This window comes from Fundidesulfovibrio terrae, assembly GCF_022808915.1.
Classification (GTDB): Bacteria; Desulfobacterota; Desulfovibrionia; order Desulfovibrionales; family Desulfovibrionaceae; genus Fundidesulfovibrio; species Fundidesulfovibrio terrae.
Genome location: NZ_JAKZFS010000007.1, coordinates 44,968 through 67,018 on the forward strand (window position 1 = coordinate 44,968; position 22,051 = coordinate 67,018).

Annotated in this window: 14 protein-coding genes and 3 tRNA genes; 8 read left to right on the forward strand and 9 right to left on the reverse strand. The window is 64.5% G+C overall.

Annotated features, from left to right (window positions below; genetic code table 11):
- Positions 1–27: 27 nt before the first annotated feature.
- The 3 genes from ML540_RS17370 to icd all read right to left on the reverse strand — a co-directional run bounded on the left by ML540_RS17370 (position 28) and on the right by icd (position 2,887).
- Positions 28–381: a hypothetical protein gene (locus tag ML540_RS17370; RefSeq protein WP_243364540.1), complete on the reverse strand. Its 354-nt coding sequence runs from the start codon at positions 379–381 to the stop codon at positions 28–30.
- Between the two features lie 485 nt (positions 382–866).
- The gene (locus tag ML540_RS17375) at positions 867–1,460 is read right to left on the reverse strand and encodes an O-methyltransferase (RefSeq protein WP_243364542.1); all 594 of its coding nucleotides are present in this window, start codon (positions 1,458–1,460) and stop codon (positions 867–869) included.
- Between the two features lie 278 nt (positions 1,461–1,738).
- Positions 1,739–2,887 carry an NADP-dependent isocitrate dehydrogenase gene (gene icd / locus ML540_RS17380; RefSeq protein ID WP_243364544.1) on the reverse strand — a complete coding sequence of 383 codons (1,149 nt, stop codon included), beginning with the start codon at positions 2,885–2,887 and terminating at the stop codon, positions 1,739–1,741.
- 324 nt (positions 2,888–3,211) lie between these two features.
- Between icd and ML540_RS17385 the strand changes: the two genes are divergently transcribed.
- A complete protein-coding gene (locus ML540_RS17385) occupies positions 3,212–5,362 on the forward strand; it encodes a methyl-accepting chemotaxis protein (protein ID WP_243364546.1) in 2,151 nt (716 codons plus the stop codon).
- A gap of 84 nt (positions 5,363–5,446) precedes the next feature.
- Here ML540_RS17385 and ML540_RS17390 read toward each other — a convergent pair.
- The 5 genes from ML540_RS17390 to ML540_RS17410 form a co-directional block, all read right to left on the reverse strand.
- Positions 5,447–5,523, reverse strand: a tRNA-Asp gene (locus ML540_RS17390).
- 118 nt (positions 5,524–5,641) lie between these two features.
- Positions 5,642–6,250: a DUF2238 domain-containing protein gene (locus ML540_RS17395; RefSeq protein WP_243364817.1), complete on the reverse strand. Its 609-nt coding sequence runs from the start codon at positions 6,248–6,250 to the stop codon at positions 5,642–5,644.
- Positions 6,251–6,428: 178 nt separating this feature from the next.
- Positions 6,429–6,505: transfer RNA gene (locus ML540_RS17400), tRNA-Asp, on the reverse strand.
- A 9-nt stretch (positions 6,506–6,514) separates the two neighbouring features.
- Positions 6,515–6,590, reverse strand: a tRNA-Val gene (locus ML540_RS17405).
- Between the two features lie 67 nt (positions 6,591–6,657).
- On the reverse strand, positions 6,658–7,089 hold the full coding sequence (locus ML540_RS17410) for a hypothetical protein (protein WP_243364548.1): 432 nt from the start codon (positions 7,087–7,089) through the stop codon (positions 6,658–6,660).
- A gap of 180 nt (positions 7,090–7,269) precedes the next feature.
- Between ML540_RS17410 and ML540_RS17415 the strand changes: the two genes are divergently transcribed.
- From ML540_RS17415 to ML540_RS17445, 7 genes are all read left to right on the forward strand, one after another.
- Positions 7,270–8,178: a lipase family alpha/beta hydrolase gene (locus ML540_RS17415; RefSeq protein ID WP_243364550.1), complete on the forward strand. Its 909-nt coding sequence runs from the start codon at positions 7,270–7,272 to the stop codon at positions 8,176–8,178.
- Between the two features lie 49 nt (positions 8,179–8,227).
- Positions 8,228–11,239 (forward strand): PAS domain-containing protein, encoded by a 3,012-nt coding sequence (locus tag ML540_RS17420; RefSeq protein WP_243364552.1) that lies wholly within the window; start codon positions 8,228–8,230, stop codon positions 11,237–11,239.
- Positions 11,240–11,246: 7 nt separating this feature from the next.
- On the forward strand, positions 11,247–12,653 hold the full coding sequence (locus ML540_RS17425; protein WP_243364553.1) for a sigma-54-dependent transcriptional regulator: 1,407 nt from the start codon (positions 11,247–11,249) through the stop codon (positions 12,651–12,653).
- Positions 12,654–12,981: 328 nt separating this feature from the next.
- Complete coding sequence (locus tag ML540_RS17430) at positions 12,982–14,364, forward strand: FAD-binding oxidoreductase (protein WP_243364563.1); 1,383 nt, start codon at positions 12,982–12,984, stop codon at positions 14,362–14,364.
- 4 nt (positions 14,365–14,368) lie between these two features.
- The gene (locus tag ML540_RS17435) at positions 14,369–15,658 is read left to right on the forward strand and encodes a (Fe-S)-binding protein (protein ID WP_243364565.1); all 1,290 of its coding nucleotides are present in this window, start codon (positions 14,369–14,371) and stop codon (positions 15,656–15,658) included.
- 29 nt (positions 15,659–15,687) lie between these two features.
- Entirely contained in the window at positions 15,688–17,322 is a 1,635-nt protein-coding gene (locus tag ML540_RS17440) for an L-lactate permease (protein WP_243364567.1), read from the forward strand.
- A 145-nt stretch (positions 17,323–17,467) separates the two neighbouring features.
- Positions 17,468–19,345, forward strand: a complete 1,878-nt coding sequence (locus ML540_RS17445) for a methyl-accepting chemotaxis protein (protein WP_243364569.1) — start codon at positions 17,468–17,470, stop codon at positions 19,343–19,345.
- A 153-nt stretch (positions 19,346–19,498) separates the two neighbouring features.
- Here ML540_RS17445 and ML540_RS17450 read toward each other — a convergent pair whose 3' ends face one another.
- Positions 19,499–22,045, reverse strand: coding sequence for an ABC transporter permease (locus tag ML540_RS17450; RefSeq protein ID WP_243364570.1), 2,547 nt, complete (start codon positions 22,043–22,045; stop codon positions 19,499–19,501).
- Positions 22,046–22,051 lie beyond the last annotated feature (6 nt).

The window sequence follows — 22,051 nt, forward strand, 5'->3', positions numbered from 1 at the left end:
GGATTGGCCTTCTGGAATGAACCAGCCCTAAACAGCGTTTCGCGAGTTCTTGTCAGAGTCGCGCAACACTTCGCCGATCAAGGCGCTGAATTCATCGTGTTCGCCGGTTCGGCAGAATTGCGAATCCACCCGTCTCCCGGATGAATCCCGCGCATGATGGGGAATTGTCGACAACAGATGCTCCACGAACACATCTTCAGCAACAGGACCCCGAGCGTACGCAGGGCCATTCCCTGCCCCACGGCCTGGGCGCTCGTCCAGATAGCGGATCAAGCGGCCCTCCTTCATCAACCTTTTCGCCAGTTCGGGATCATCTTCGAGAAGCCACTCGAGTGCCAAATCCCACCAAAATGTTTTCCCTTTGCTGTTGACATAATACATGGATGCTCCTTTGTTCAGGAGTGGTGCCCCCGGGCCGTGTCAACGGACAGGACCTTCCCGGGAACGGCGATTCACTGCCAAGGAACCATCGCCTCAAAACGATAAACTATAACAAGCACATCCAAAGCATATGCGATCCATCCAGACTGGCCCCCTAAAAAATGGGACTGAGTTCCTCGATTGTATAACACACAAATCACCCGCGACCATCCGTTTCGGCAAGAAATGCGGGACTCCCTCTCAGGAAGATCCGGCCTTCAAGAGCCACGGGCTGCGCATTCCCCGGATAAACTTTCAAAATATAAGTACATTCAACCAGGGTAATTTTGCGGGAAATTGGAATGCGGAAAAGCCGGCCCCGCGCCCCAAGCGGGAGCACAGCCCGGGAGGCGAAGCTTTCTGGATATGAAAGGGGGGAGGATGAACCAGACGCCCAGCGAGGCTGGGCGGGAACGCTCGCGCCCGGCCCCGCTGAGCCCTGCCGGTCAGCCGGGCAAGCGGCAGACCAGCACCCCGGACCCAATGGGCACGATGACGCTATCCACCCGCGAGTCCTGGGGAATCATGGCCAGAAAATCCTCGATCTGATGTTTGTGGCTGATGACGTTGTCCGCGCAGATGATCCCGCCCGGGACCATGCGGGTGAGGAGCAACTCGTAGCAGGGCGCAAGGATCGAGCGCTCGGCGTCCAGGAAGGCGAAAGCCACGCCACGGCGCTTCTCCAGTTCTTCCAGAGCGTCGCCCTGGACGAGCTCCACCTGTGACTCTATCCCGGCCAGGCGCAGGGTCTCGCGGGCCAGGGCGGCCTTCTTCTCCGACAGCTCATAGGTGGTGAGCCCGCGCCCTTTGGCCTTGCAGGCCAGGGACAGCCACATGGCCGAGTAGCCCGCCCCCGACCCCACCTCCACCCAGTCCCCCTCCGGGGTCGATGCGGCCAGGATGGCCAGAAACTTGCCCGTATCCGGGGGGATCTGGCGCAGGCGGTCTGCGTGGGGGGTGCCATCGGTGCGATCCTCGGCGTCGCGTGCTTCCAGCACGCGCATTCTTTCGAGCATGGCTGGCGAGAGGTCGTGGAACATGCCGGCTCCTTGCGAAAGGGCGGGAAACGGTTCGAAGAAGCCCCTTTTCCCGCGTGCGGCGGCTTCTTCCGGGCGTCCCTTCGCGTACAACTCCTGCGGGAAAATGAAAAGCCGGGAAGGCTTTCGCCCTCCCGGCCTGTTTCGATCGGCAATTTGCCCGGTCCTAACGGATACGCCTCCTCATGCCCGGCGGGCAGATCCCTGCGAAGCGAAGCGGGATTCCAATGGGACGAAGTCCCTTTGGCCGCCGGAGGCATATTCGCCCCTGCCGCTGCCTGCTACAGGTTCTTCTGGAGCAGCTCGCCGAAGGCGGTGCAGCCCACGGTGGTGCTGCCGGGAATCTGTCCGGCCAGGTCCACGGTGACGGTCTTGGCGCTGATGGCGGCGTCCATGGCGTCGTGGATGCTCTTGGCGGCCTCGAACCAGCCCAGGTGCTCGAGCATCATGGCGCCGCAGAGCACCAGGCTGCCGGGGTTGGCCTTGTCCATGCCCGCGATGGTGGGGGCGGTGCCGTGGGTGGCCTCGTAGAAGGCCAGGCTGGCGCTCATGTTCACGCCGGGGGCCAGGCCGAGCCCGCCCACCTGGGCGGCCAGGGCGTCGGAGAGGTAGTCGCCGTTCAGGTTGGTGGTGGCGATCACCGAATACTGCTCGGGGCGGATGAGCACTTCCTGGAACATGGCGTCGGCGATGCGGTCCTTGAGGATGACGGGCTTGGTGCCGCCTTCCTTGGCCTGCTGCTCGGTCATGACCTCGGCGGCGAACTCCTCGGCGGCCATCTCGTAGCCCCAGGCGCGGAACGCGCCCTCGGTGAACTTCATGATGTTGCCCTTGTGCACCATGGTCACGCTGGACTTCTTCTGGGCGATGGCGTGTTCGATGGCCTTCTTGATGAGGCGCTTGGAGCCTTTGGGGGTCATGGGCTTGATGCCCACGCCCGCGGTCTCGTCCACGTTCTTGCCCAGCGAAGCCAGGAACTCGATGAGGCGCTTGGCCTCGGGAGTGCCCGAGGCCCACTCGATGCCCGCGTAGACGTCCTCGGTGTTCTCGCGGAACACGATCATGTCCACCAGGTCGGGGCGCTTCACCGGAGACTCAATACCTTTGAAATACTTGATGGGACGGATGCAGGCGTAGAGGTCCAGCACCTGGCGCATGGTGACGTTCAGGCTGCGGATGCCGCCGCCCACCGGAGTGCCCAGGGGGCCCTTCATGGCCAGCTCCGCCTTGGCCAGGGTATCCAGTGTCTCCTGGGGCAGGTAGTTGCCGGTTTCCTTGAAAGCCTTCTCGCCGGCCAGCAGCTCCTTCCATTCGAGCTTGCGGGAATCGCCGTAGGCCTTGGCCACGGCGGCGTCGATGACGGGGCGGGCGGCGGCGAAGACCTCGGGTCCGATGCCGTCTCCGATGATGTAATGGACGGTTTTGTTCATTTGGCGCTCCTGGAGTTCATGTGAGAAAAAGCGCTTACGGGCTTGGGGGAGCTGATGTCAACCGCGGCCGAGTGGGAAGACGCGGCCGCCGAGACGGAAAAGAACCCGGGATGAAGAGGTCTGACGGCAAGGCCTGGCGGATGATTTCCGGCACCCAGGCGCACCCGGGCGCTTCAGGATTCTTCCTGTATTTGTTGCCTCGGGCCTTCATTCATGCAAAAATGTAGGGGAAAGTACATACCGTTATCCGGCGCTCAAATTCGGAGCTCGCCGGTCTGGATTGGGCCGGTGGCGTTTCAACTCCAAACCAGAAGAGGTGGCCGCATGAAGCTTTCGATCAAGACCAAACTGATCACCGGTCTGCTGCTCGTGATAACGGTGATCATGGCGTCCATCTTCCTGCTGGTGGGGTTCAACTTCAGCAACCAATCGCTTGAGTCATTCATCCAGTCGGCCAGGAAGGAACTCGCCCATGTCGACTATTCCATCACCCTCTTTCTCGATGAAAGCAAAATGAACGTGGACATGATGGCCAGAGACCCGTTGGCCATGAAACTCGACGAAGTCACCACGAGCCACGTCAAAAGCACGCAGGCGCGCAAGGCGCGGGTGGATCCTGACGACCAGGCGGGAAAACAACTCGTCGAGCTGTTCACCGCCATGCAGGCATCGCACCCCGCCTTCGTGGAGGTCTTCCTCGGGAACAAGAACGGAGGCTTCATCAGCGCCCTGCAGGACTCCGACATGCCCGCCGGGTATGATCCGCGCAAACGTCCCTGGTACATCGAGGCCCTGCCAATCACCGACAGGCCGTCCATGTCCAAGGCGTACATGTCCACCACTGGGGAGGCGGTCACCAGCGTCACGCGCACCGTGAAACGCGGTTCCGAGACGATCGGCGTGATTGGGATCGACATTTCGCTCAAGAAGCTCACCGACCTCGTCAAATCCATCAAACTGGGCCAGACCGGCTATCTGGTGCTCATACAGGATGACGGCGTCATCATGGCCGATCCCAGGCACGAGCAGTACAACTTCAAGAAGGTCACGGACATTGCCTCGCAACACCTGAACGAACTCTTCAAGCTCGGCACGGGTGAAAAGTCCCTGACCGTGGACGGCAAGGAGTATCTGGGCCTGGTGGCGACCTCCCCCAAGACGGGCTGGAAGCTGCTGGGGTTCATCGAGCGCGACGAAATCATGGCCCCGGTGAAGCAGACCATCTTGAACCTCGCCCTGGTGGTCCTCGCGAGCCTGGCGGTGATCACCGTCATGGTGTGGCTGTTCTCGACGCGGGTGATAATCAACCCGTTGCGGCAGGTGAGCGAATTCCTGGCCTGCATCTCGCGCGGCGATTACGCCCACCGGGTTCGGCACACCCGCACGGACGAACTCGGCGCCATTCTGGACGCGCTCAACGGCACGGCCGGCATGCTCGGAGAGAATATCGAGGAGATCAAGCGCAAGACCCTCGATTCCGAACAGAAGGCGCTGGCCGCGGAACAGGCCACGAAAGAGGCCGAGGACGCCAGGTGCAAGGCCGAGCAGGCCAGGAGCGAGGGCATGCTCCAGGCCGCGTCCAAGCTCGAAAACATTGTCGCGGTGGTGGGGTCCGCGTCCGAGCAGCTCTCGTCGCAGATCGAAGAATCAAGCCGGGGCGCCGAAACACAGGCCCAGCGCGTCGCCGAAACCGCCACCTCCATGGAGGAAATGAACTCCACCGTGCTGGAAGTGGCCAGGAACGCCTCCCAGGCGGCCCAAACGTCAGAATCGGCACGGTTGAAAGCCCAGGAAGGATCCCAGGTGGTCAGCACCGTCCTCGCGGGGATGACCGAGGTCCAGAACCAGTCGGCCCGCCTCAAGGACGACATGCACCAGCTGGGCCGCCAGGCCGAAGATATCGGCCGGGTCCTCACCGTGATCACGGACATCGCGGACCAGACCAACCTGCTCGCCTTGAACGCCGCCATCGAAGCCGCCCGCGCGGGCGAGGCCGGACGAGGGTTCGCCGTGGTGGCGGACGAGGTCCGCAAACTCGCGGAAAAGACCATGACCGCCACCAAGGAGGTGGGCGACGCCATCGCCAACATCCAGCAGAGCACCCGGCGCAATGTCGAAAACGTGGAGCGCTCGGTGTCCCTCATTTCTGAAGCCGCGACCTTGGCTGGCAAATCCGGAGACGCCCTCGGCGAGATCGTGCAGCTGGTCGATTCGGCTTCGGACCAGGTGCGGTCCATCGCCACCGCCTCGGAGGAGCAATCCGCCGCAAGCGAGGAGATCAGCCGCTCCATCGAGGACGTGAGCACGATTTCCGCGGAGACGTCCCAGGCGATGACCGAAGCGGCCAAGGCCGTCACCGAGCTGGCGGGGCAGGCCCATGTGCTTCAGTCGCTCATCGACGAACTCCAGTCCGACGCGGGAGCCCCGGGCGCCTGCCCGCCGCCCGCCAGGCAGCTCACGGCCGGACGGCGGTGAACCGGTCCGACGGACGGCAAAAGCAAAACCGGCCTGGAGCTGATCCAGGCCGGTTCGTGGTGGGGATGTTCCCCTTGATTTCAGTGGCGCGAGAGACGGGACTTGAACCCGCGACCTCTGACGTGACAGGCCAGCGCTCTAACCAACTGAGCTACTCCCGCGCATGCCTCGTAGCGGCTTCACCGCCACGGGGAAGCGGTAACTATACCGACGCGCGCCCGCCGTCAAGCGTTCTTTTGAAAACTTTTCGCGCAGAGAAACCGGTCGGTTGCCCGACTTTCATTCCCCCTGAGCGCTCAAGAGCGCACCCCTCTTCTCGCGCGCCACGAACACGACCAGCGCGAATACCGCTCCCAGGGTGTCGGCGAGCATGTCCTTCTGGGCATCCCAGGGGTCTCCCTGGCTTCCCAGGAACTCGACTCCCGCCTCTCCGCCCTCAAGGGCCGCGTACCACCACTCGATGATCTCGTACGCGCATGCCACGGCCATCACCGACGCGAGGCTGAACGCCAGCACCACCGCCGGGTGCGCCAACCGCTTGCGCTGGAGGTATTCCGCGAGCGCGAAGGCGTAAAATCCCACGGAAAAATGCGCGATGCGGTCGTAATTGTTGCGCTGGAATCCGAAAAGGTCCGTCACCCATCCGAACGGGACATGGGCGAAGGTGTAATGCCCGCCCACCGTGTGCAGGAAGAGCCACGCCGCCATGAACGTGCAGGCCAGGGAAGAAAAACGAAGACGCTGGTACGAAACCGCCAGGAACGCGAAAACAGCCATCACCGGGATGTTCTCCGCCCACCAGACATCGCGCGACACCGGGGAAACGGCCAGGATCGACCAGAAGACCGCGAAGGCCAACCCGAGAAGAAGAGGATAACGCGTGTTCATGTGCCCCGCGTACACCGTGCGCGGGGGAAAGCCCAGTCCTGCGACGAGGGTCTTGCCCACCCGCATGGCCCCGGAGCCTGACCACGCATCGGCTTTGCCCGACCTCCCCCGTGCGAAATCCGCCGGGATCGCGCAAAAAAGAAAGAGCCCGGATCACTCCGGGCTCTTCAGATTTTACTGGCGCGAGAGACGGGACTTGAACCCGCGACCTCTGACGTGACAGGCCAGCGCTCTAACCAACTGAGCTACTCCCGCGCATTTTCGTGGTAGGCGGAACAGGGCTCGAACCTGTGACCCCCGGCTTGTAAGGCCGGTGCTCTTCCAACTGAGCTACCCGCCCCCGCCCTCACGAGGAAGAGACTTCTATATCCGCGCCTCAAAATGGTCAACCGTTTTTTCGCACCTTCTTACAGCCGGTTCGAGAAGCGCATCCGGTCGTGATTCATGATCTCCCACCAGGCCGCGCCCACTCCCCAGAAGGTATTGGCGATCAGCACGTACACGGGCGTCATGCCGCCGAGCGCCAGCCCGAACATGCCCTTGCCCAGCATCTCCGGAAAGACCACCAGCAGTTGCACCGCGCTTGGGGCCAGTCCGAAGACCAGGCCTCGGAAAAACACGGACCCGGTCCATACCGGCAGCATGAAGAGAAATCCCCACACGCCGCCCCAGACAAGACGCTGGTAGAGCCACGGCGGCGTCCAGGCCGGCGCAATGTTCACGCCCACGAGCGCGCTCAGGCCCGCCGCGCCGGCCCCCCATATGAAGACGCTGTTCACCAGCCCGCCGAAGACCCCGGCGGTGAAACACCGGCTCAACTCCCGAAACACAGCCGCCATCGTGGACTCCTTCATTATGAGTGAATGCGCACTGGTCCTCTTTTCGACAGCCCCCGTCAAGGCGAGGGCGAAAATGTAACATTCGTAACATTCGCCTTCGTATTGCCACACTCTCCACCCTGGTGTACAGGGGCGGCGTTCACGCCGGAGGGCCATCCGGCACGATTCGGAGTAAACGCGATGCTCATCACCCTGCTTCTCACATTGCTCGGCGCCGGATGCTTCGTCTCCGCGCTGACCTACACCTTTTTCTGGTACGAGGCCGCAAACAACCCGCACCCGTCGCACAGCGCCAACTGCCGGGGACCGCGCGGCCTCCTGCGGTGCGTGGTGGTGGGCTTTCTCTCCAGTGTCTCCAGCCAGCTCATGGTCTACCTGACCTATCCCCTCGGTTTCGCCAGGCGGCTCTGGAAACCCTCCCCGTCGGCGAACTGCTCCCGTCCGCCCGTGCTCCTGGTGCACGGGCTCTACCACAACGCCTCGGCCTGGTATCTCTACAAATGGCGGCTCAGGCGCTGCGGCTATGAGAAGGTTTTTTGCTTAAGCTACAACACCCTCAAGTACGACTTCTGGCAACTGGCCGACCAGCTCAAGGACGTCGTGCGCGAGACGGCCGGGCTCTGCGGCGGGGAACCCGTCATCCTGGTGGGACACAGCATGGGCGGCCTGCTGGCCCGGGCCGCCATAGCCGACCCAGCCACGGCCCAGCTCGTGCGGGCGGTGGCGGTGCTTGGCTCTCCCCACCACGGCAGCAAGCTCTCGGCCCTGGCCTTCGGGCGGCTCGGCCGCAGCATCACGTATCAGGGCGAGCTCGTGCGGCGGTTGAACGCCATGCCCTCCCCGCGCCAGATGCCCAAGCTGAACATCTTTTCGCCCCTGGACAACATGGTGCTGCCCACATCGTCGCTTACGATCGACGAGCCGGGATGGATACAGGCCGAGACCGCGCCCATCAGCCACGTGAGCATGCTCTACCACCTGCCGACGGTGCGCCTTGTCATGGAATTCCTTGACGAATTCGTTCCGGGATGCCAGCGCGGCCAGGGTCTGGCGCTGCCCCTGGCCCAGCGCGGGTCGGCGACCGCTTGATATGTGGCCTCGCCTTGGTCTACTGAGGCCCCACGGCGAGACTCACACCATGAAAAGCTTAACGGCGGCAGCCGTCCTCCTGTTCGTGTTCCTCTGCGGCCTGGGCCACGCCCAGGTCGAGGTGAACAAGAAGAAGATTCTCTACGTCAACTCCTATCACAACGGCTACGCCTGGTCCGACCAGATACTCGAGGGCATGCGCACCGCCCTGGACAAGTCCACCGTGCCTTACGACCTCCAGATCGAGTACATGGACTCCAAGCGGTTCACGGGCCCGAACATGGACTCCACCCTGGAGACCCTCTACCGGGAGAAGTACCGGGGCTCCAGCTTCGACGCCATCATCGTCTCCGACGACAACGCCTACCAGTTCATCCTGGCGTACGGCCAGTCGCTGTTCCCGGGAGTCCCGGTGATCTTCTGCGGCGTCAACGACTTCGACCCGGCCCAGATCAAGGGCCGCATGAACATCACCGGCGTGGTGGAATACCCCGATTTCGAGGCCAACATCCGGCTGGCCAACAAGCTCACGCCGGACGCCACCCGCATGGTGGTCATCGGGGACTACTCCCTCACCGGCCAGGCCATCCGCAAGCAGTTGCTCAAAAGCGCGGCCAAGTTCCGCAGCCAGATGACCTTCGAGTTCTGGGACGTGAGGACCCTGCCCGAACTCTACGAGAGGACCGCCGAGCTCACGGACAAGGACATGATCTTTCTCATCCCCATCTACCTGGGGACCGAGAACCAGGTCTATTCCGTGGAGGAAGTCTGCGACATCATCTCCAAGCGCCTCACCGTGCCCATCTACAGTGCATGGCAGTTCATGCTGGGCCACGGCATCGTGGGCGGCAAGCTCCATTCGGGACAGGGCGAGGGTGAACTGGCGGCCAAGATGGCCCTGCAGATCCTGGCCGGGGAGCCGCCGTCGCACATCGCCGTGGTGGACAAGTTCGACGATCCCTATCTGTTCGATTATCTCGTGCTCAAGAGGTTCTCCATCCCCGAGGACAAGCTGCCCATGGGCGCGACCCTCATCAACGAGCCCCTCTCCTTCTACACCATCAACAAGCAGATCGTCTGGATCAGCCTCTCGGGCTTCTTCCTGCTGGTGTTCGTGCTGGTGCTCCTGGCCACGTCCATCATCCAGAAGCGCTCGGTGGAGATGCAGATCAAGAACCAGCTGTCGTTCCTGTCCATCCTCATGGACACCATCCCCCTCCCCTTGTCCTACAAGAGCCTGGACGGGCTTTACCTGGGTTGCAACATGGCCTTCGAGAAGTGGTTCGGGGTCATGCGGGGCGACCTGCTGGGCAACGCCGCGCACCCGCTGGCCACACGCTTCGACGCCGCCGAGCGCCACTTGCTGGCCAAGCCCGGAGTGCTCAGCTTCGAGACCGACATGCTCGACGCCGTGGGCAACACCCACGGCGTCATCGTCAGCAAAGCCACCTACAGAGACGCCAAGGGCGAGATCGCGGGCGTGGTGGAGGCCATCCAGGACATCACCCTGCGCCGCGAGGCGGAAAAGGCCCTGCGCCGCTCCCAGTCCATGCTCCAGACCGTGCTCAACAACATCCCCCAGCTGGTCTACTGGAAGGGCAGGGACCTCAACTACCTGGGCGTGAACCGGTCCTTCCTGGACTTTTTCGGACTGGAGGGTCCCGAGGACATCGTGGGCAAGGACGTCTCCGCCCTGCTCCCCGACGAGGACACCGCCTCCATCGAGGAGGCGAACCGGCGCGTGCTCCTGTCCGGCCACCCGGTGCACCGGCGCGAGTGGACCCTGAACATGGACGGGCGCGAGCCGGTCAGCCTGGAGATGACCATCGTCCCCCTGCACGACGAGAAGGGCGAGATCATGGGCGTCCTGGGCACCGCCGAGGACGTCACCGCAAAGCTCAGCCTGGAGCGCCAGCTGCTGCAGTCCCAGAAGATGGAGGCCATCGGCGCGCTGGCCGGGGGCATCGCCCACGACTTCAACAACATCCTCACCTCCATCATCAATTCCACCGAACTGGCCCTCATGGACTTGCCGGCGGAATCCGACACCGCCCTGGACCTGGAGCGCACCCTCAAGGCCGCCCGGCGCGGCTCGCGGCTGGTGCAGCAGATACTCTCCTTCAGCCGCCCCTCCCAGGAGGGCTTCGCCCCCACGGACATGGCCGAGGTGGTGCACGAGGCCCTGGCCATCTTCGCGGCCACCCTGCCCCGCAACATCACCCTGAGCGAACGTATCGACGTCCACCCGGCCATCGCCTTCGCCGACCCCACCCAGGTGCACCAGATCGTCATGAACCTGTGCGCCAACGCCTTCCAGGCCATGCGGGAAAAGGGCGGTCACATGTCCATCGAGCTCACCGAGAGGGAACTGGACGAGGTCCAGGCCGAGATGATCAACATCCCCGCCGGACGCTACCTGCGCCTCTCCGTCACCGACTCGGGGCCGGGCATCCCGCCGGACATCATGGACCGCATCTTCGATCCGTTCTTCACCACCAAGTCCAAGGGCGAGGGCACGGGCCTGGGGCTGGCGGTGGTGCACGGCATCGTCAAGTCCCACCGGGGCGGGCTCAAGGTGGTGAGCCAGCCGGGGAGCCGCACCAGCTTCGAAATCTACCTGCCCAAGCAGGGCGACTTCGATTCCGGCAAGCTCCTCGCCCTGCCCGCCGCCGGCCCCGTGCGCCGGGGGGACGAGCACATTCTCTTCGTGGAGGACGACGAGGACCAGCTCAAGGTGATCCCCCGGGTGCTCAAGCTCCTGGGGTACGCGGTCACGGCCAAGAACGGCGCGGCCGACGCCCTGGATTTCCTGGCCAAGACCCCCGGCCAGGTGGAAGTTGTGGTCACGGATTTCGACATGCCGGGACTCTCCGGAGTGGAATTCGCCGAACGCCTGGCCACCCTTGCCCCGAAACTGCCTGTGATCCTGGTTTCCGGCAGGCGCAGCTCCTTGACCGCGGCGGAACGCGCGGGCAACATCCGTACGGTGCTTCTCAAACCCTACAACGGCGACGACCTGGCCCGGGCCATCGGGCAGGTTCTCGACGCCGGGCGCAAATAGCAAATACATGTCCACAATTCTCGTAATCGACGACGATCAGGAAATCCGCGACACCTTCCAGAGCCTCTCCAGGCGCATGCACTACCGCTTCCTCGGGGCGGGAAACCTGGCGGACGGCCTGGCCCTGGTCCGCTCGGAGGCCGTTGACGTGGTCCTCCTGGACATCCGCCTGCCGGACGGCAACGGCCTGGACGCCCTGCCCGACATCCGGCGCGGGGACAATCCGCCGGAGGTCATCATCCTGACCGGCCTCGGCGATCCGGACGGCGCGGAAATGGCCATCTCCGGCGGCGCGTGGGACTATCTGGTCAAGCCCGCGCCCATCAAGCAAACCATGCTCTCGCTCACCCGAGCGCTCAAGTACCACAAGGAAAAAGGCCAGGACGTCTCCACGGTGTCTCTGCGCCGGGAGGCCATCATCGGGTCGAGCCCCAGGATGGAGGCCTGCCTGGACCTGGTGGCCCAGGCCTCGCGCCTGACCGGCCCGGTGCTCATCACCGGCGAAACCGGCACCGGCAAGGAGCTCATGGCCCGCACCATCCACCAGAACTCGCCCCGGGCCACCGGGGACTTCGTGGCCGTGGACTGCGCCTCGCTCACGGAGACGTTGCTGGAGAGCACCCTGTTCGGGCACCGCAAGGGCTCCTTCACCGGAGCCGACCAGGACCGGCCGGGCCTGGTGAAGCTGGCCGACGGGGGGACGCTTTTCCTGGACGAGGTGGGCGAGATGCCCATGGGCATCCAGAAGGCCTTCCTGCGCGTGCTCCAGGAGAAGCGCTTCCGGCCGGTGGGGGCCAGCGCCGAGGTGCAGAGCGATTTCCGGCTCATCGCGGCCACCAACCGCGACCTGGAGGAGATGGCCGCGCGCGGCGAGTTCCGCCAGGACCTGCTCTTCCGCCTCAAGACCTTCGTCATCGCCCTGCCGTCCCTGCGCGAGCGGCGCGAGGATATCAAGCTGCTCACCCTGAGCCACCTGGACGCCCTGTGCCAGCGCTACGGCCTGCCCACCAAGGGGGTGGGAACGGACTTCTCGGACATGCTCATGGCCTATTCCTGGCCCGGCAACGTACGCGAGCTCTTCGGGGTGCTGGAGCGCGCCCTGGCGGCCGCCGGCATGGAGCCCACCCTCTACGCCAAGCACCTGCCCCCGGAGGTGCGCATCCAGGTGATGAAGGCCTCCATTGAGCGCGGCCGCAGGGAGGAGACGCCGGTGCAGCTCCCCGTGCCCCAGCACAAGGAGCCCTGCGCGGGCATCCTCCCCACGCTCAAGGCATTCAAGGAATCCAAGGAGCGCGAATACCTGGACGCCCTGCTCTTCCAGACCGAGCGCGACCTGACGGCCATGCTGGACACCTCGGGGCTGTCCCGGTCGCACCTGTACGCTCTCTTGAAAAAGCACAATATCGTGCTCTAGCTTCACGCTCCTCGCGCCCTATTCCGGCTTCAGGCCGTGTCCGGAAACCCGGACACGGCCTTTTCATCCGGAAATCCGGACAGACTTATTTGTCTTCGAAACGCTACCAAAATGTCGGCAACCATGCGCTTTCATGGGGCATGAGAGAATTTCCGGCATTTTGGACGTTCACGTCCCCCCAGACCAGTCAATTCTACAACATGCCGTAATAAAAGATTTTATTTTATTCGTCCGGTTTGGCACGATTGTTGTTTAGGGCTTGGCGACCGAACCCCTCCTTGACCGGGGAGGATTCCTTCAACTTACAAATTTACCGGGAGAATTTCAGATGGTCAGCCAGTCTCTCAAGCAGGCTTTCGCGGGCGTCGTCGGCAACGACAACGTCATGGACGCCGAGGCCGACAAACACTCCTACTCGTACGACGCGGCGGTGCTCGACCCCGTGCTTCCCTCCCTGGTGGTGCGCCCCACCACCATGGAAGCCATGGGCAAAGTGGTGAAGCTCTGCAACGACAACGGACTGCCCATCACCGTCCGCGGCGCGGGCACCAACCTGTCCGGCGGCACAATTCCCTCCAAGGGCGGCGTCGTCCTGCTGACCAACGCCCTGGATAAGATCCTCGAGATCAACGAAGAGGACATGTACGCCGTGGTCCAGACCGGCGCCATCACCGCCAAGTTCGCCGCCGCCGTGGCCGCCAAGGGGCTGTTCTATCCTCCCGACCCGGGCAGCCAGGCCGCCTCCACCCTGGGCGGCAACGTGGCTGAGAACGCCGGTGGCCTGCGCGGCCTGAAGTACGGCGTCACCAAAGACTACGTCATGGGCGTCAACTTCTTCGACGTCGAGGGCAACTACTGCAAGTCCGGCTCCCGCACCGTGAAGTGCGTCACCGGCCTGAACATCCCCCAGCTGATGGTGGGCTCCGAGGGCACCCTGGCGGTCATGAGCGAATTCATCCTGAAGCTCATCCCCCCGCCGCAGGCCTCCAAGGCCATGATGGCCATCTTCCCCGACGTGATGACCGCGTCGCGCACCGTGTCCGCCATCATCGCCAACAAGGTGGTGCCCTGCACCCTGGAGTTCATGGACAACTTCACCATCGGAGCCGTTGAAGGCTACGCCAAGGTCGGCCTGCCCACCGACGCCGGGTCGCTCCTGCTCATCGAAGTGGACGGCCATCCCGCCCAGGTGGCCGAGGAAGCCGAGAAGGTGGAGAACATCTGCAAGCAGAACGGCTGCACCCGCCTGCAGGTGGCCAAGGACGCCGCGGAGCGCAACAAGGTGTGGGAAGCCCGTCGCGCCGCCCTGTCCTCGCTCGCCCGCCTGCGTCCCACCACCGTGCTGGAAGACGCCACCGTGCCCCGCTCCAAGATTCCGGCCATGATGGAGTCCCTGAACAAGATCGCCAAGGACTACAAGCTGACCATCGGCACCTTCGGCCACGCCGGCGACGGCAACCTGCACCCCACCATCCTGTGCGACCGCCGCGACAAGGAAGAGTTCCACCGCGTCGAAAAGGGCGTGGACGCCATCTTCCAGGCCGCCCTGGACCTGGGCGGCACCCTCTCCGGCGAGCACGGCATCGGGCTGGCCAAGTCCAAGTACATGGAGCTTGAGACCAACAAGGCCAGCGTCCTGTACTCCAAGCGGATCAAGGCCGCCGCGGACCCCAAGAACATCTTGAATCCCGGCAAGATCCTGGGGGAGTAGGACCATGGCTGATCTTAACCAGATGATCAAAATGCTCGGCGAGCTGGACGACCAGCTCGTCAACTGCATGCGCTGCGGCATGTGCCAGAGCGTGTGCCCGCTGTTTGCCGAGACCGGCCGCGAGTCCGACGTGGCCCGCGGCAAGATCGCCCTGCTGGAATTCCTCGGCCACGAGATGATCCAGGACGCCAAGGCCGTAAAGGACCGCCTGGACAAGTGCCTGCTGTGCGGTTCCTGCGCGGCGGCCTGCCCCTCCGGCGTCAAGGCCGTGGACATCTTCCTCAAGGCCAGGGCCATCGTCACCGCTTACGTGGGCCTCTCCCCGGTCAAGAAAGCCATCTTCCGGGGCATGCTCAGCAAGCCCAAACTGTTCAACAACCTGCTGGCCCTCGGGACCAAGTTCCAGGGGTTCTTCACATCTCCGGTGAACGATATCATCGGATCTTCCTGTTCCAAGCTGCTTTCGCCGCTTCTGGGAGACAGGCACCTGCTCTCCCTCGCGGACAAGCCTCTTCGCAGCATCGGAAACCTGAACACCGCTCCGGGCAAGAGCGGCCTGAAGGTGGCATTCTTCTACGGCTGCGTGGTGGACAAGATGTTCACCAGCGTGGGCGAAGCCATCCTGAAGGTGTTCAAGCATCACGGCGTGGGCGTTTACATGCCCATCGACCAGGTCTGTTGCGGCGTTCCCTCCCTGGCCTCGGGCGACATGAAAAGCTTCGAGGACCTGGTGCGGATGAACCTCAAGCTCTTCGGCAAGGGTGATTTCGATTACATCATCACCCCCTGCGGCACCTGCACGTCGGCATTCCACCACGTGTGGCCGCTCATGGGCACGGGGCTCTCCCAGGCTGAACGCGACCAGATCGAGATGCTCGCCGGCAAGGCCATGGATATCAACGCCTTTATCGCGGACAAGCTGGGCGTTACCGAGGTCGAACCGTCGTCCGATGCCAAGAAGGTCACGATCCACGATCCCTGCCACCTCAAGAAGAGCTTGGGGGTGTCCGGGCAGGTGAGGACCGTGCTCAAGGCCAATCCGAACCTGAACGTGGTGGAGATGAGCGGCTCTGACGTCTGCTGCGGCTGCGGCGGATCGTTCAACCTGCAGCACTACTCCGTCTCCACCAAGATCGGGAAGAAGAAGCGCGACAGCATCGCGGCCACGGGGGCCGAGATCGTCGCCGCTGGTTGCCCGGCCTGCATGATGCAGATCGCGGACATGATGTCCCAGGCCGGAGACCGCGTCGCCATCAAACACCCCGTGGAGCTGTACGCCCAGACCCTTGGGTAAATTGTATCAACCCTTTGAAGGAGGAAGTGATGGAAGCCTGGACCCAAATCTATGACCCCATTAGCAAGAGCATTGGGATTTCGGCGCTCGTGGCCGGTATCCCGATCTACGCCCTGTTCTATCTGCTGGCAGTGAAACGCATGAAGGGCCATGTCGCGGGCGGCATCGCCTCCCTCCTCGCTCTGGTGCTTGGCATTCTGGTGTGGGGCATCCCGGCTTCCACCGCCATCGGCTCCTATACCTACGGCTTCGTGTACGGCCTGTTCCCCATCGTCTGGATCGTCATCACCGCCATCTGGGTGTACAACATGAGCGTCGAGTCCGGCGAGTTCGAGATCATCAAGAACTCCCTGGCTTGCATCACCGATGACCGCCGCCTTCAGGCCGTGTTCATCGGCTTCGCCTTCGGCTCCTTCATCGAAGGCACCGCCGGCTTCGGCACTCCCGTGGCCATCACCGCGGCCATGCTGGTGGGCCTCGGCTTCAACCCCCTGTACGCCGCCGGTCTCTGCCTGCTGGCCAACACCGCCCCCGTGGCCTTCGGCGCGGTCGGTATCCCCATCACCGCCCTGGCCGGCGCCACCAAGCTGAACGAGATGCACATCTCCGCCATCGTCGGCCGCCAGCTGCCCTTCCTGTCCATCATCGTGCCCATCTGGCTGTCCGTCACCATGTGTGGCTTCAAGCGCACCCTGGAAGTCCTTCCCGCCCTGCTGGTGGCCGGCGTGTCCTTCGCCGGTACCCAGTTCCTGATGTCCAACTTCCACGGCCCCACCCTGCCCGACATCCTGTCGGCCATCGTGACCATCGTCGCCCTGTGGGCCTTCCTGCGCGTGTGGAAGCCCAAGAACGTGTTCCACTTCCCCGACGAGCCCGCGCCCACCGGCCCGGCCGTTTGCAACTACAGCTCCGGCGAGATCCTGCGCGCCTGGATGCCCTACATCATCCTGGCCATCCTGGTGCTGCTCCAGGGCTGGCCCTCCATCAAGCCCGTCCTGGCCAAGGCCGTCGACATCGGCATTGACTGGCCTATGTACCACAACATGGTTGCCAAGCTGGTCGGCGACAAGGCGACCCCCCTGCCCGTCGTCTACCACTTCCAGCCCCTGGCCGCCGCCGGCACCGCCATCCTGCTCTCCGGCATCCTGGCCCTGTTCATCATGCCCAACTACAGCGTCGGCCGCGCCATCGGCTGCTTCGGCCGCACCATCCACCAGCTGCGCTGGCCCATCGTCTCCATCGGCAACATCGTCGGCCTGGCCTTCGTCATGAACGCCAACGGCATGTCCACCACCCTTGGTCTGGCCCTGGCCACCACGGGCGCCCTGTTCCCGTTCTTCTCCCCGATCCTGGGCTGGCTGGGCGTGTTCCTGACCGGTTCGGACACCTCCTCCAACCTGCTCTTCGGCAACCTGCAGAAGACCACCGCCACGGCCATCGGCGTCAACCCCGAGTTGTGCGCCGCCGCCAACACCTCCGGCGGTGTCACCGGCAAGATGATCTCGCCCCAGTCCATCGCCGTCGGCGTGGCCGCCACCGGCCTGCACGGCAAGGACGGCGACATCTTCCGCTTCACGCTGTGGCACTCCGTTGCCATGCTGCTCTTCATCTGTACCCTGACCATGCTTATGGCCTACCCGCTCAAGTGGATGCTGCCCGGCTAGCACCCGACCCGTCCTGACCCACCGGGGGGCTCCGTCCTGGAGCCCCCCAATCTTTTGTCCACGACTTGCAAACCCCCTTCAAATCATTAATAGATAGGTGCAACGCTCTAGCACCTGACCGTTTACGCCCAAGGAGGACCAACCCATGTCGTCCGTCTCCCCTGCCCGGGCCAATGCCTTTATGCTCTTCTTCCGCCGTTTCTCCATTTCCTGGCGCTTCGCTCTACTCCTGATCCTGTTCTCCATCTTCGTCGGCGGCGTCGTCACCGTCTTCTATCTTGGACTCAAGCAGGTTCTCGACCATAACGTCCAGGCCGCCCAGAACATCATGATCGAAGGGCAGAAGGAAAAACTGGCAGTGGCTTCGAATTCCATGGCCCTGTCCATCGCCGAAGCCATCAAGGAAGAGAAGGACCCGGCCGCCCGGATCGAACTTATCCGCAAGATGGTGGATCCCATCCGGTTCGAACAAGACAAGTCCGGTTACTATTTCGTCTACGAAAACACCGTCAACGTGGCGTTGCCCACCAAGAAAGACGCCCAAGGCAAGGACCTGGGCGACACAAAGGACAAGAACAACGTCTACTTCGTCCGCGACCTCATGACCAAGGCCAAGGATGGCGGCGGCTTCGTCGAATACGTCTTCCCCAAGCCCGGCCAGGGCGACCAGCCCAAGCTGGCCTACTCCACCATGATTCCCGGCACCACCATGTGGATCGGCACGGGCGTCTACATCGACAACATCGAGAAGGAAAAAGCCAACATCCGCCTCCAGAGCGAGGAGCGCATCCGCTCCATCCTGACTCAGATTTTCACGGGCATCGGCGTCTGCCTGGTGCTGATCATCCTTTTGAGCGGGCTCATCATCTCCACCATCTCCGGGCCCATCCGCGAGGCCACCTCCGCAGCCATGCGCTGCGCCGACGGCGACCTGGACATCAAGCTCGACGCCCTGGGCAGCGACGAGGCCGCCCGCATGCAGGCCGCCCTCAACAAGATGGTGGAGACCCTGCGCGCCAACATCCGGGACATCGAAGCCAAGACCCAGGAAGCCCAGGACAAGGCCCTCGCCGCCGACGCCGCCCGCCTCCAGGCCGAAGAGGCCATGGACAAGGCCGAAAAGGCCCGCTGCGACGGCATGGCCCAGGCAGCCTCCAGGCTGGAAGCCGTGGTGCAGCACATCGGCTCGGCCACCCAGTCCATCTCCCACCAGGCCGACGACATCAACACCCGCGCCGGTGAACAGAGCGAACGCATCGGCGTCACCGCCACCAACATGGACCAGATGTCCGACGCGGTCATGGACGTGGCCCGCAACGCCTCCTCCGCCTCCGTCCAGGCCGAACAGGCCCGCCAGAAGGCCATCGAGGGCCGCAAGGTGGTGGACGACTCCATCCAGGCCATGCGCCAGGTGGGCGGCGAGGCCCGCTCGCTCAAGAGCAACATGGACGACCTGGGCAAGCGCTCCCAGGACATCAACCGCATCCTCACCGTCATCTCGGACATCGCCGACCAGACCAACCTGCTGGCCCTGAACGCCGCCATCGAGGCCGCACGCGCCGGCGACGCCGGGCGCGGCTTCGCCGTGGTGGCCGACGAGGTGCGCAAGCTGGCCGAAAAGACCATGACCGCCACCCAGGAAGTCACGTCCAGCATCACCGCCATCCAGAAGTCGGCCCAGGACAGCATCTCCAACACCGACCGCGCCATCGACACCATCGAGCTGGCCGGGCAGTTGGCGGACAAGTCCGGCGCACTGCTGAACGAACTGGTCGCGGGCGCGCAGACCTCGGCCGAACAGATCCAGACCATCGCCGCCGCCGCCGAGGAACAGTCCGCCGCATCCGAGGAGATCAACCGCTCCCTGGAATCCGTGAGCGAACTGACCAGCCAGACCCTCGGCAGCGTCGAGAACGCCGCCGACGCCATCAAGGGGCTGCTGGGACAGGCCAACGAACTGCGGCGCATCATCGACGAACTGAAAGTCGAGGCCGGATGCCACATGCCGGCCCTGGGAGCGTAAGAGTTAAGAGGCCTCCGGCGGCCAGGGGGATCATCCCCCTGGACCCTCAATAAGCTTCGCGCCCTTGAGCGTTCTTACGCTCAAGGGCGCGAATCTATTTAGGATTCCAAAGGGACTTCGTTCCTTTGGCCGCCGGAGGCATTCTTCAGTTCTTTACTCGTTGCGCAAATACGGCCACGCCTTGCCGGACAGCATCCGCCACATGCCCGAGAGCGCCATCACCAGCGTGAGCGCCATGGCCGTCCCCAGCACGCCGAGCACCGGCCCGGCGAAGAAGCTCCACTCCACGCTCATGTAGCGGGTCACGAAGAACCACGACAGCCCGGCCCCCAGCATGAGCGCCGCCAGGCCGGCCGCCAGGCCGGCCATGCCGTGCTCGCAGAGCATGATGGTCATGATGTCGCGCCGCGTGGCCCCGCAGACCTTGTAGATCACCGTCTCGTACTGCCGCCGGGCCATGGCCGCCCGCAGGCTCTGGGCCAGCACCAGAAGCCCCGCCAGGAGCGTCACCACAGCCGAGGCCCGCACCGCCATGGCGATCTGCCCCGCCAGGTTGGAGACGTCCGCCAGGGCCTCGTCCACGCGCTGGATGCTTATGTTGCCGAAGCGCGCCCCGATGCGGTCGTATACCTCGCTTGCGGCCTGGGGCTTGGAGGGGTCCACGTAGGCCGTGGCCAGGTAGCTCATGGGGTCGTTGTCCAGAACGCCCGGCGAAAGAATGAAGGCGTAGTTGAGCGAGAGCGACAGCCAGTTGATGCGCCGCAGGCTCGCCACAGTGAGCTCCACCTCGCGCCCGAGAACGCTCACCGAGAGTCTGTCGCCCACGCGAAGCCCCAGGCCCTTGGCCACCTCGGCGTCCATGGAGACCAGCGGGGGGCCGGAGTAGTCCTCGGGCCACCACTTTCCGGCAGTGATGAGAGCGCCCTGAGACATGCCCCGGGCGGTGCTCAGGCTGCGGTCGCCACGCACGGCCCAGGCCACGTTCTCGGGTACCTGCAGGTTCTCCACGGGCACGCCCTTGACCGAAACGATGCGCCCGCGCAGCGACGGCGCGGCCTCCACGCGCGTGACGCCCTCGATGGAAGAGAGAACCTGGCGGAATTCGTCGATCTGGTAGGGCTGGACGTCCAGGAAGAAGAACGACGGGGCCTGAGCGGGCAGTTCCTCGCGCATGGTGTGTTGAAAATTGGCGTCGGAGAGGGCCACGGCCGAGAGCACCGTGAGCCCGAGTCCCAGGCAGGCCACCACCGGCCCCGTGGGGTTGCCGGGGCGGTGCAGGCCCGTGACGGCCAAGGCCAGGCGAGGGTCGCGCGGGCGCGGCAGGGCGCGCGCAACCAGAATGAGCAGCTTTGCCGCCAGCCAGAAGGCCACAGTGCAGCCCAGGGCGGAATAGATGAAGCCCCAGCCCAGTCGGGCGTCCGGGGAGCTTTCCAGCACCAGCCAGCCAAGCGCCAGCCCCATGAGCGCGGACGCGGCCAGGGCGGCGCGGCCGGGCCGGGGGCGCTCCGGGGCGGCGTAGCCCCGGAAGAGCGTCAGGGGCGACACGTGGACGCGCGACGACAGCGGCGGCAGGGCGAAGGCCACGGCCGTGAGCGCCCCGAAGAGCCCGGCCAGGGCCAAGGCCTTGGGGTAGAGCCCGGCCTTGGGGGCCACCGGCAGCACCTGGGCCAGGGCGGGCGCGCCCAGATAGCCCACGGCCGCGCCCACGGCCAGTCCCACGGCGATGCCGCAGGCGGCCAGGAACATGATCTGCAGGAAGAACACCCGGAAGACCAGCCCGCCGGGAGCGCCCACAGCCTTGAACGTGGCTATGGTTTTGGTCTTGGATTCCAGGTAGGCCGACACGGCCTCGGACACACCGAGTCCGCCGAGCAGCAGCGCCGACAGCCCCACCAGAGCCATGAGCCCGCCCAGGCGGGTGAATCCGTCGCGGATGGTGGGGGCGGCCTCGTCGGCGGTACGCACCCGGATGCTCGGGTCGTCCAGCTCCTGCTTGAGCGTCCGGGCGGCCTCGGCCGTTTGGGCCGGGGCGCCCAGGGCCAGGCGGTACTCGTAGCGCACCATGCTGCCCGGCCGGGCCAGGCCCGTGCTCTCCATTCCTTCAAGCGACACCAAAAGCCTCGGACCGAAGGCCAGCAGGCGAAACGCCCGGTCCGGCTCCTGGGTGAGTATGCCGCGTATCTGGAAGCTGGCGTCGCCCACGCCGATGACGTCGCCCACCCTGGCCTGGATTCGGGCAAGCAGGTCCGGGTGGACCAGGGCTCCGTAGACGCCCCCGCGCTCTGCCAGGGCGTCGGCAAGGGATCCGGCTCCCTCAAGGGCCGGCAGTGCGGTGACCGCCCCCAGCAGGGGATAGGCCCGGTCCACGGCCTTGAGCGACACCAGGGCGCGCTTGGCGCCGGGAGCGGCGTCGTTCTCGGCCATGGCCCGCATCTCGAGGACTTCCGAGACGCGCCCCAGCCGCGTAAGCGCCTGGAGTTCGGCGGGCTTGAGGGGGATGCTGCTCAGGCTGACCTCGAGGTCACCGCCCATGATGCTGGCGGCCTCGGCGGCCACGGACGCCCGGAACGCCTCGGAAAGCGTGCCCACCGTGGCGATGGCCGCCACGCCCAGGGCCAGGCAGCCGAGGAAGGTCCACAGCCCGCGCACCCCGCCGCGCAGTTCGCGGCGGGCCAGGCGCAGGGCGAGAGGGGCTTTCATGCGTGC

Coding starts and splice junctions, on each gene's coding strand:
- ML540_RS17375 (WP_243364542.1), bottom strand. CDS start 1,460: ATGTTCCACGACCTCTCGCCAGCCATGCTCGAAAGAATGCGCGTGCTG.
- ML540_RS17385 (WP_243364546.1), top strand. CDS start 3,212: ATGAAGCTTTCGATCAAGACCAAACTGATCACCGGTCTGCTGCTCGTG.
- ML540_RS17395 (WP_243364817.1), bottom strand. CDS start 6,250: ATGAACACGCGTTATCCTCTTCTTCTCGGGTTGGCCTTCGCGGTCTTC.
- ML540_RS17435 (WP_243364565.1), top strand. CDS start 14,369: ATGGCTGATCTTAACCAGATGATCAAAATGCTCGGCGAGCTGGACGAC.
- ML540_RS17425 (WP_243364553.1), top strand. CDS start 11,247: ATGTCCACAATTCTCGTAATCGACGACGATCAGGAAATCCGCGACACC.
- icd (WP_243364544.1), bottom strand. CDS start 2,887: ATGAACAAAACCGTCCATTACATCATCGGAGACGGCATCGGACCCGAG.
- ML540_RS17370 (WP_243364540.1), bottom strand. CDS start 381: ATGTATTATGTCAACAGCAAAGGGAAAACATTTTGGTGGGATTTGGCA.
- ML540_RS17415 (WP_243364550.1), top strand. CDS start 7,270: ATGCTCATCACCCTGCTTCTCACATTGCTCGGCGCCGGATGCTTCGTC.
- ML540_RS17450 (WP_243364570.1), bottom strand. CDS start 22,045: ATGAAAGCCCCTCTCGCCCTGCGCCTGGCCCGCCGCGAACTGCGCGGC.
- ML540_RS17410 (WP_243364548.1), bottom strand. CDS start 7,089: ATGGCGGCTGTGTTTCGGGAGTTGAGCCGGTGTTTCACCGCCGGGGTC.
- ML540_RS17430 (WP_243364563.1), top strand. CDS start 12,982: ATGGTCAGCCAGTCTCTCAAGCAGGCTTTCGCGGGCGTCGTCGGCAAC.
- ML540_RS17440 (WP_243364567.1), top strand. CDS start 15,688: ATGGAAGCCTGGACCCAAATCTATGACCCCATTAGCAAGAGCATTGGG.
- ML540_RS17445 (WP_243364569.1), top strand. CDS start 17,468: ATGTCGTCCGTCTCCCCTGCCCGGGCCAATGCCTTTATGCTCTTCTTC.
- ML540_RS17420 (WP_243364552.1), top strand. CDS start 8,228: ATGAAAAGCTTAACGGCGGCAGCCGTCCTCCTGTTCGTGTTCCTCTGC.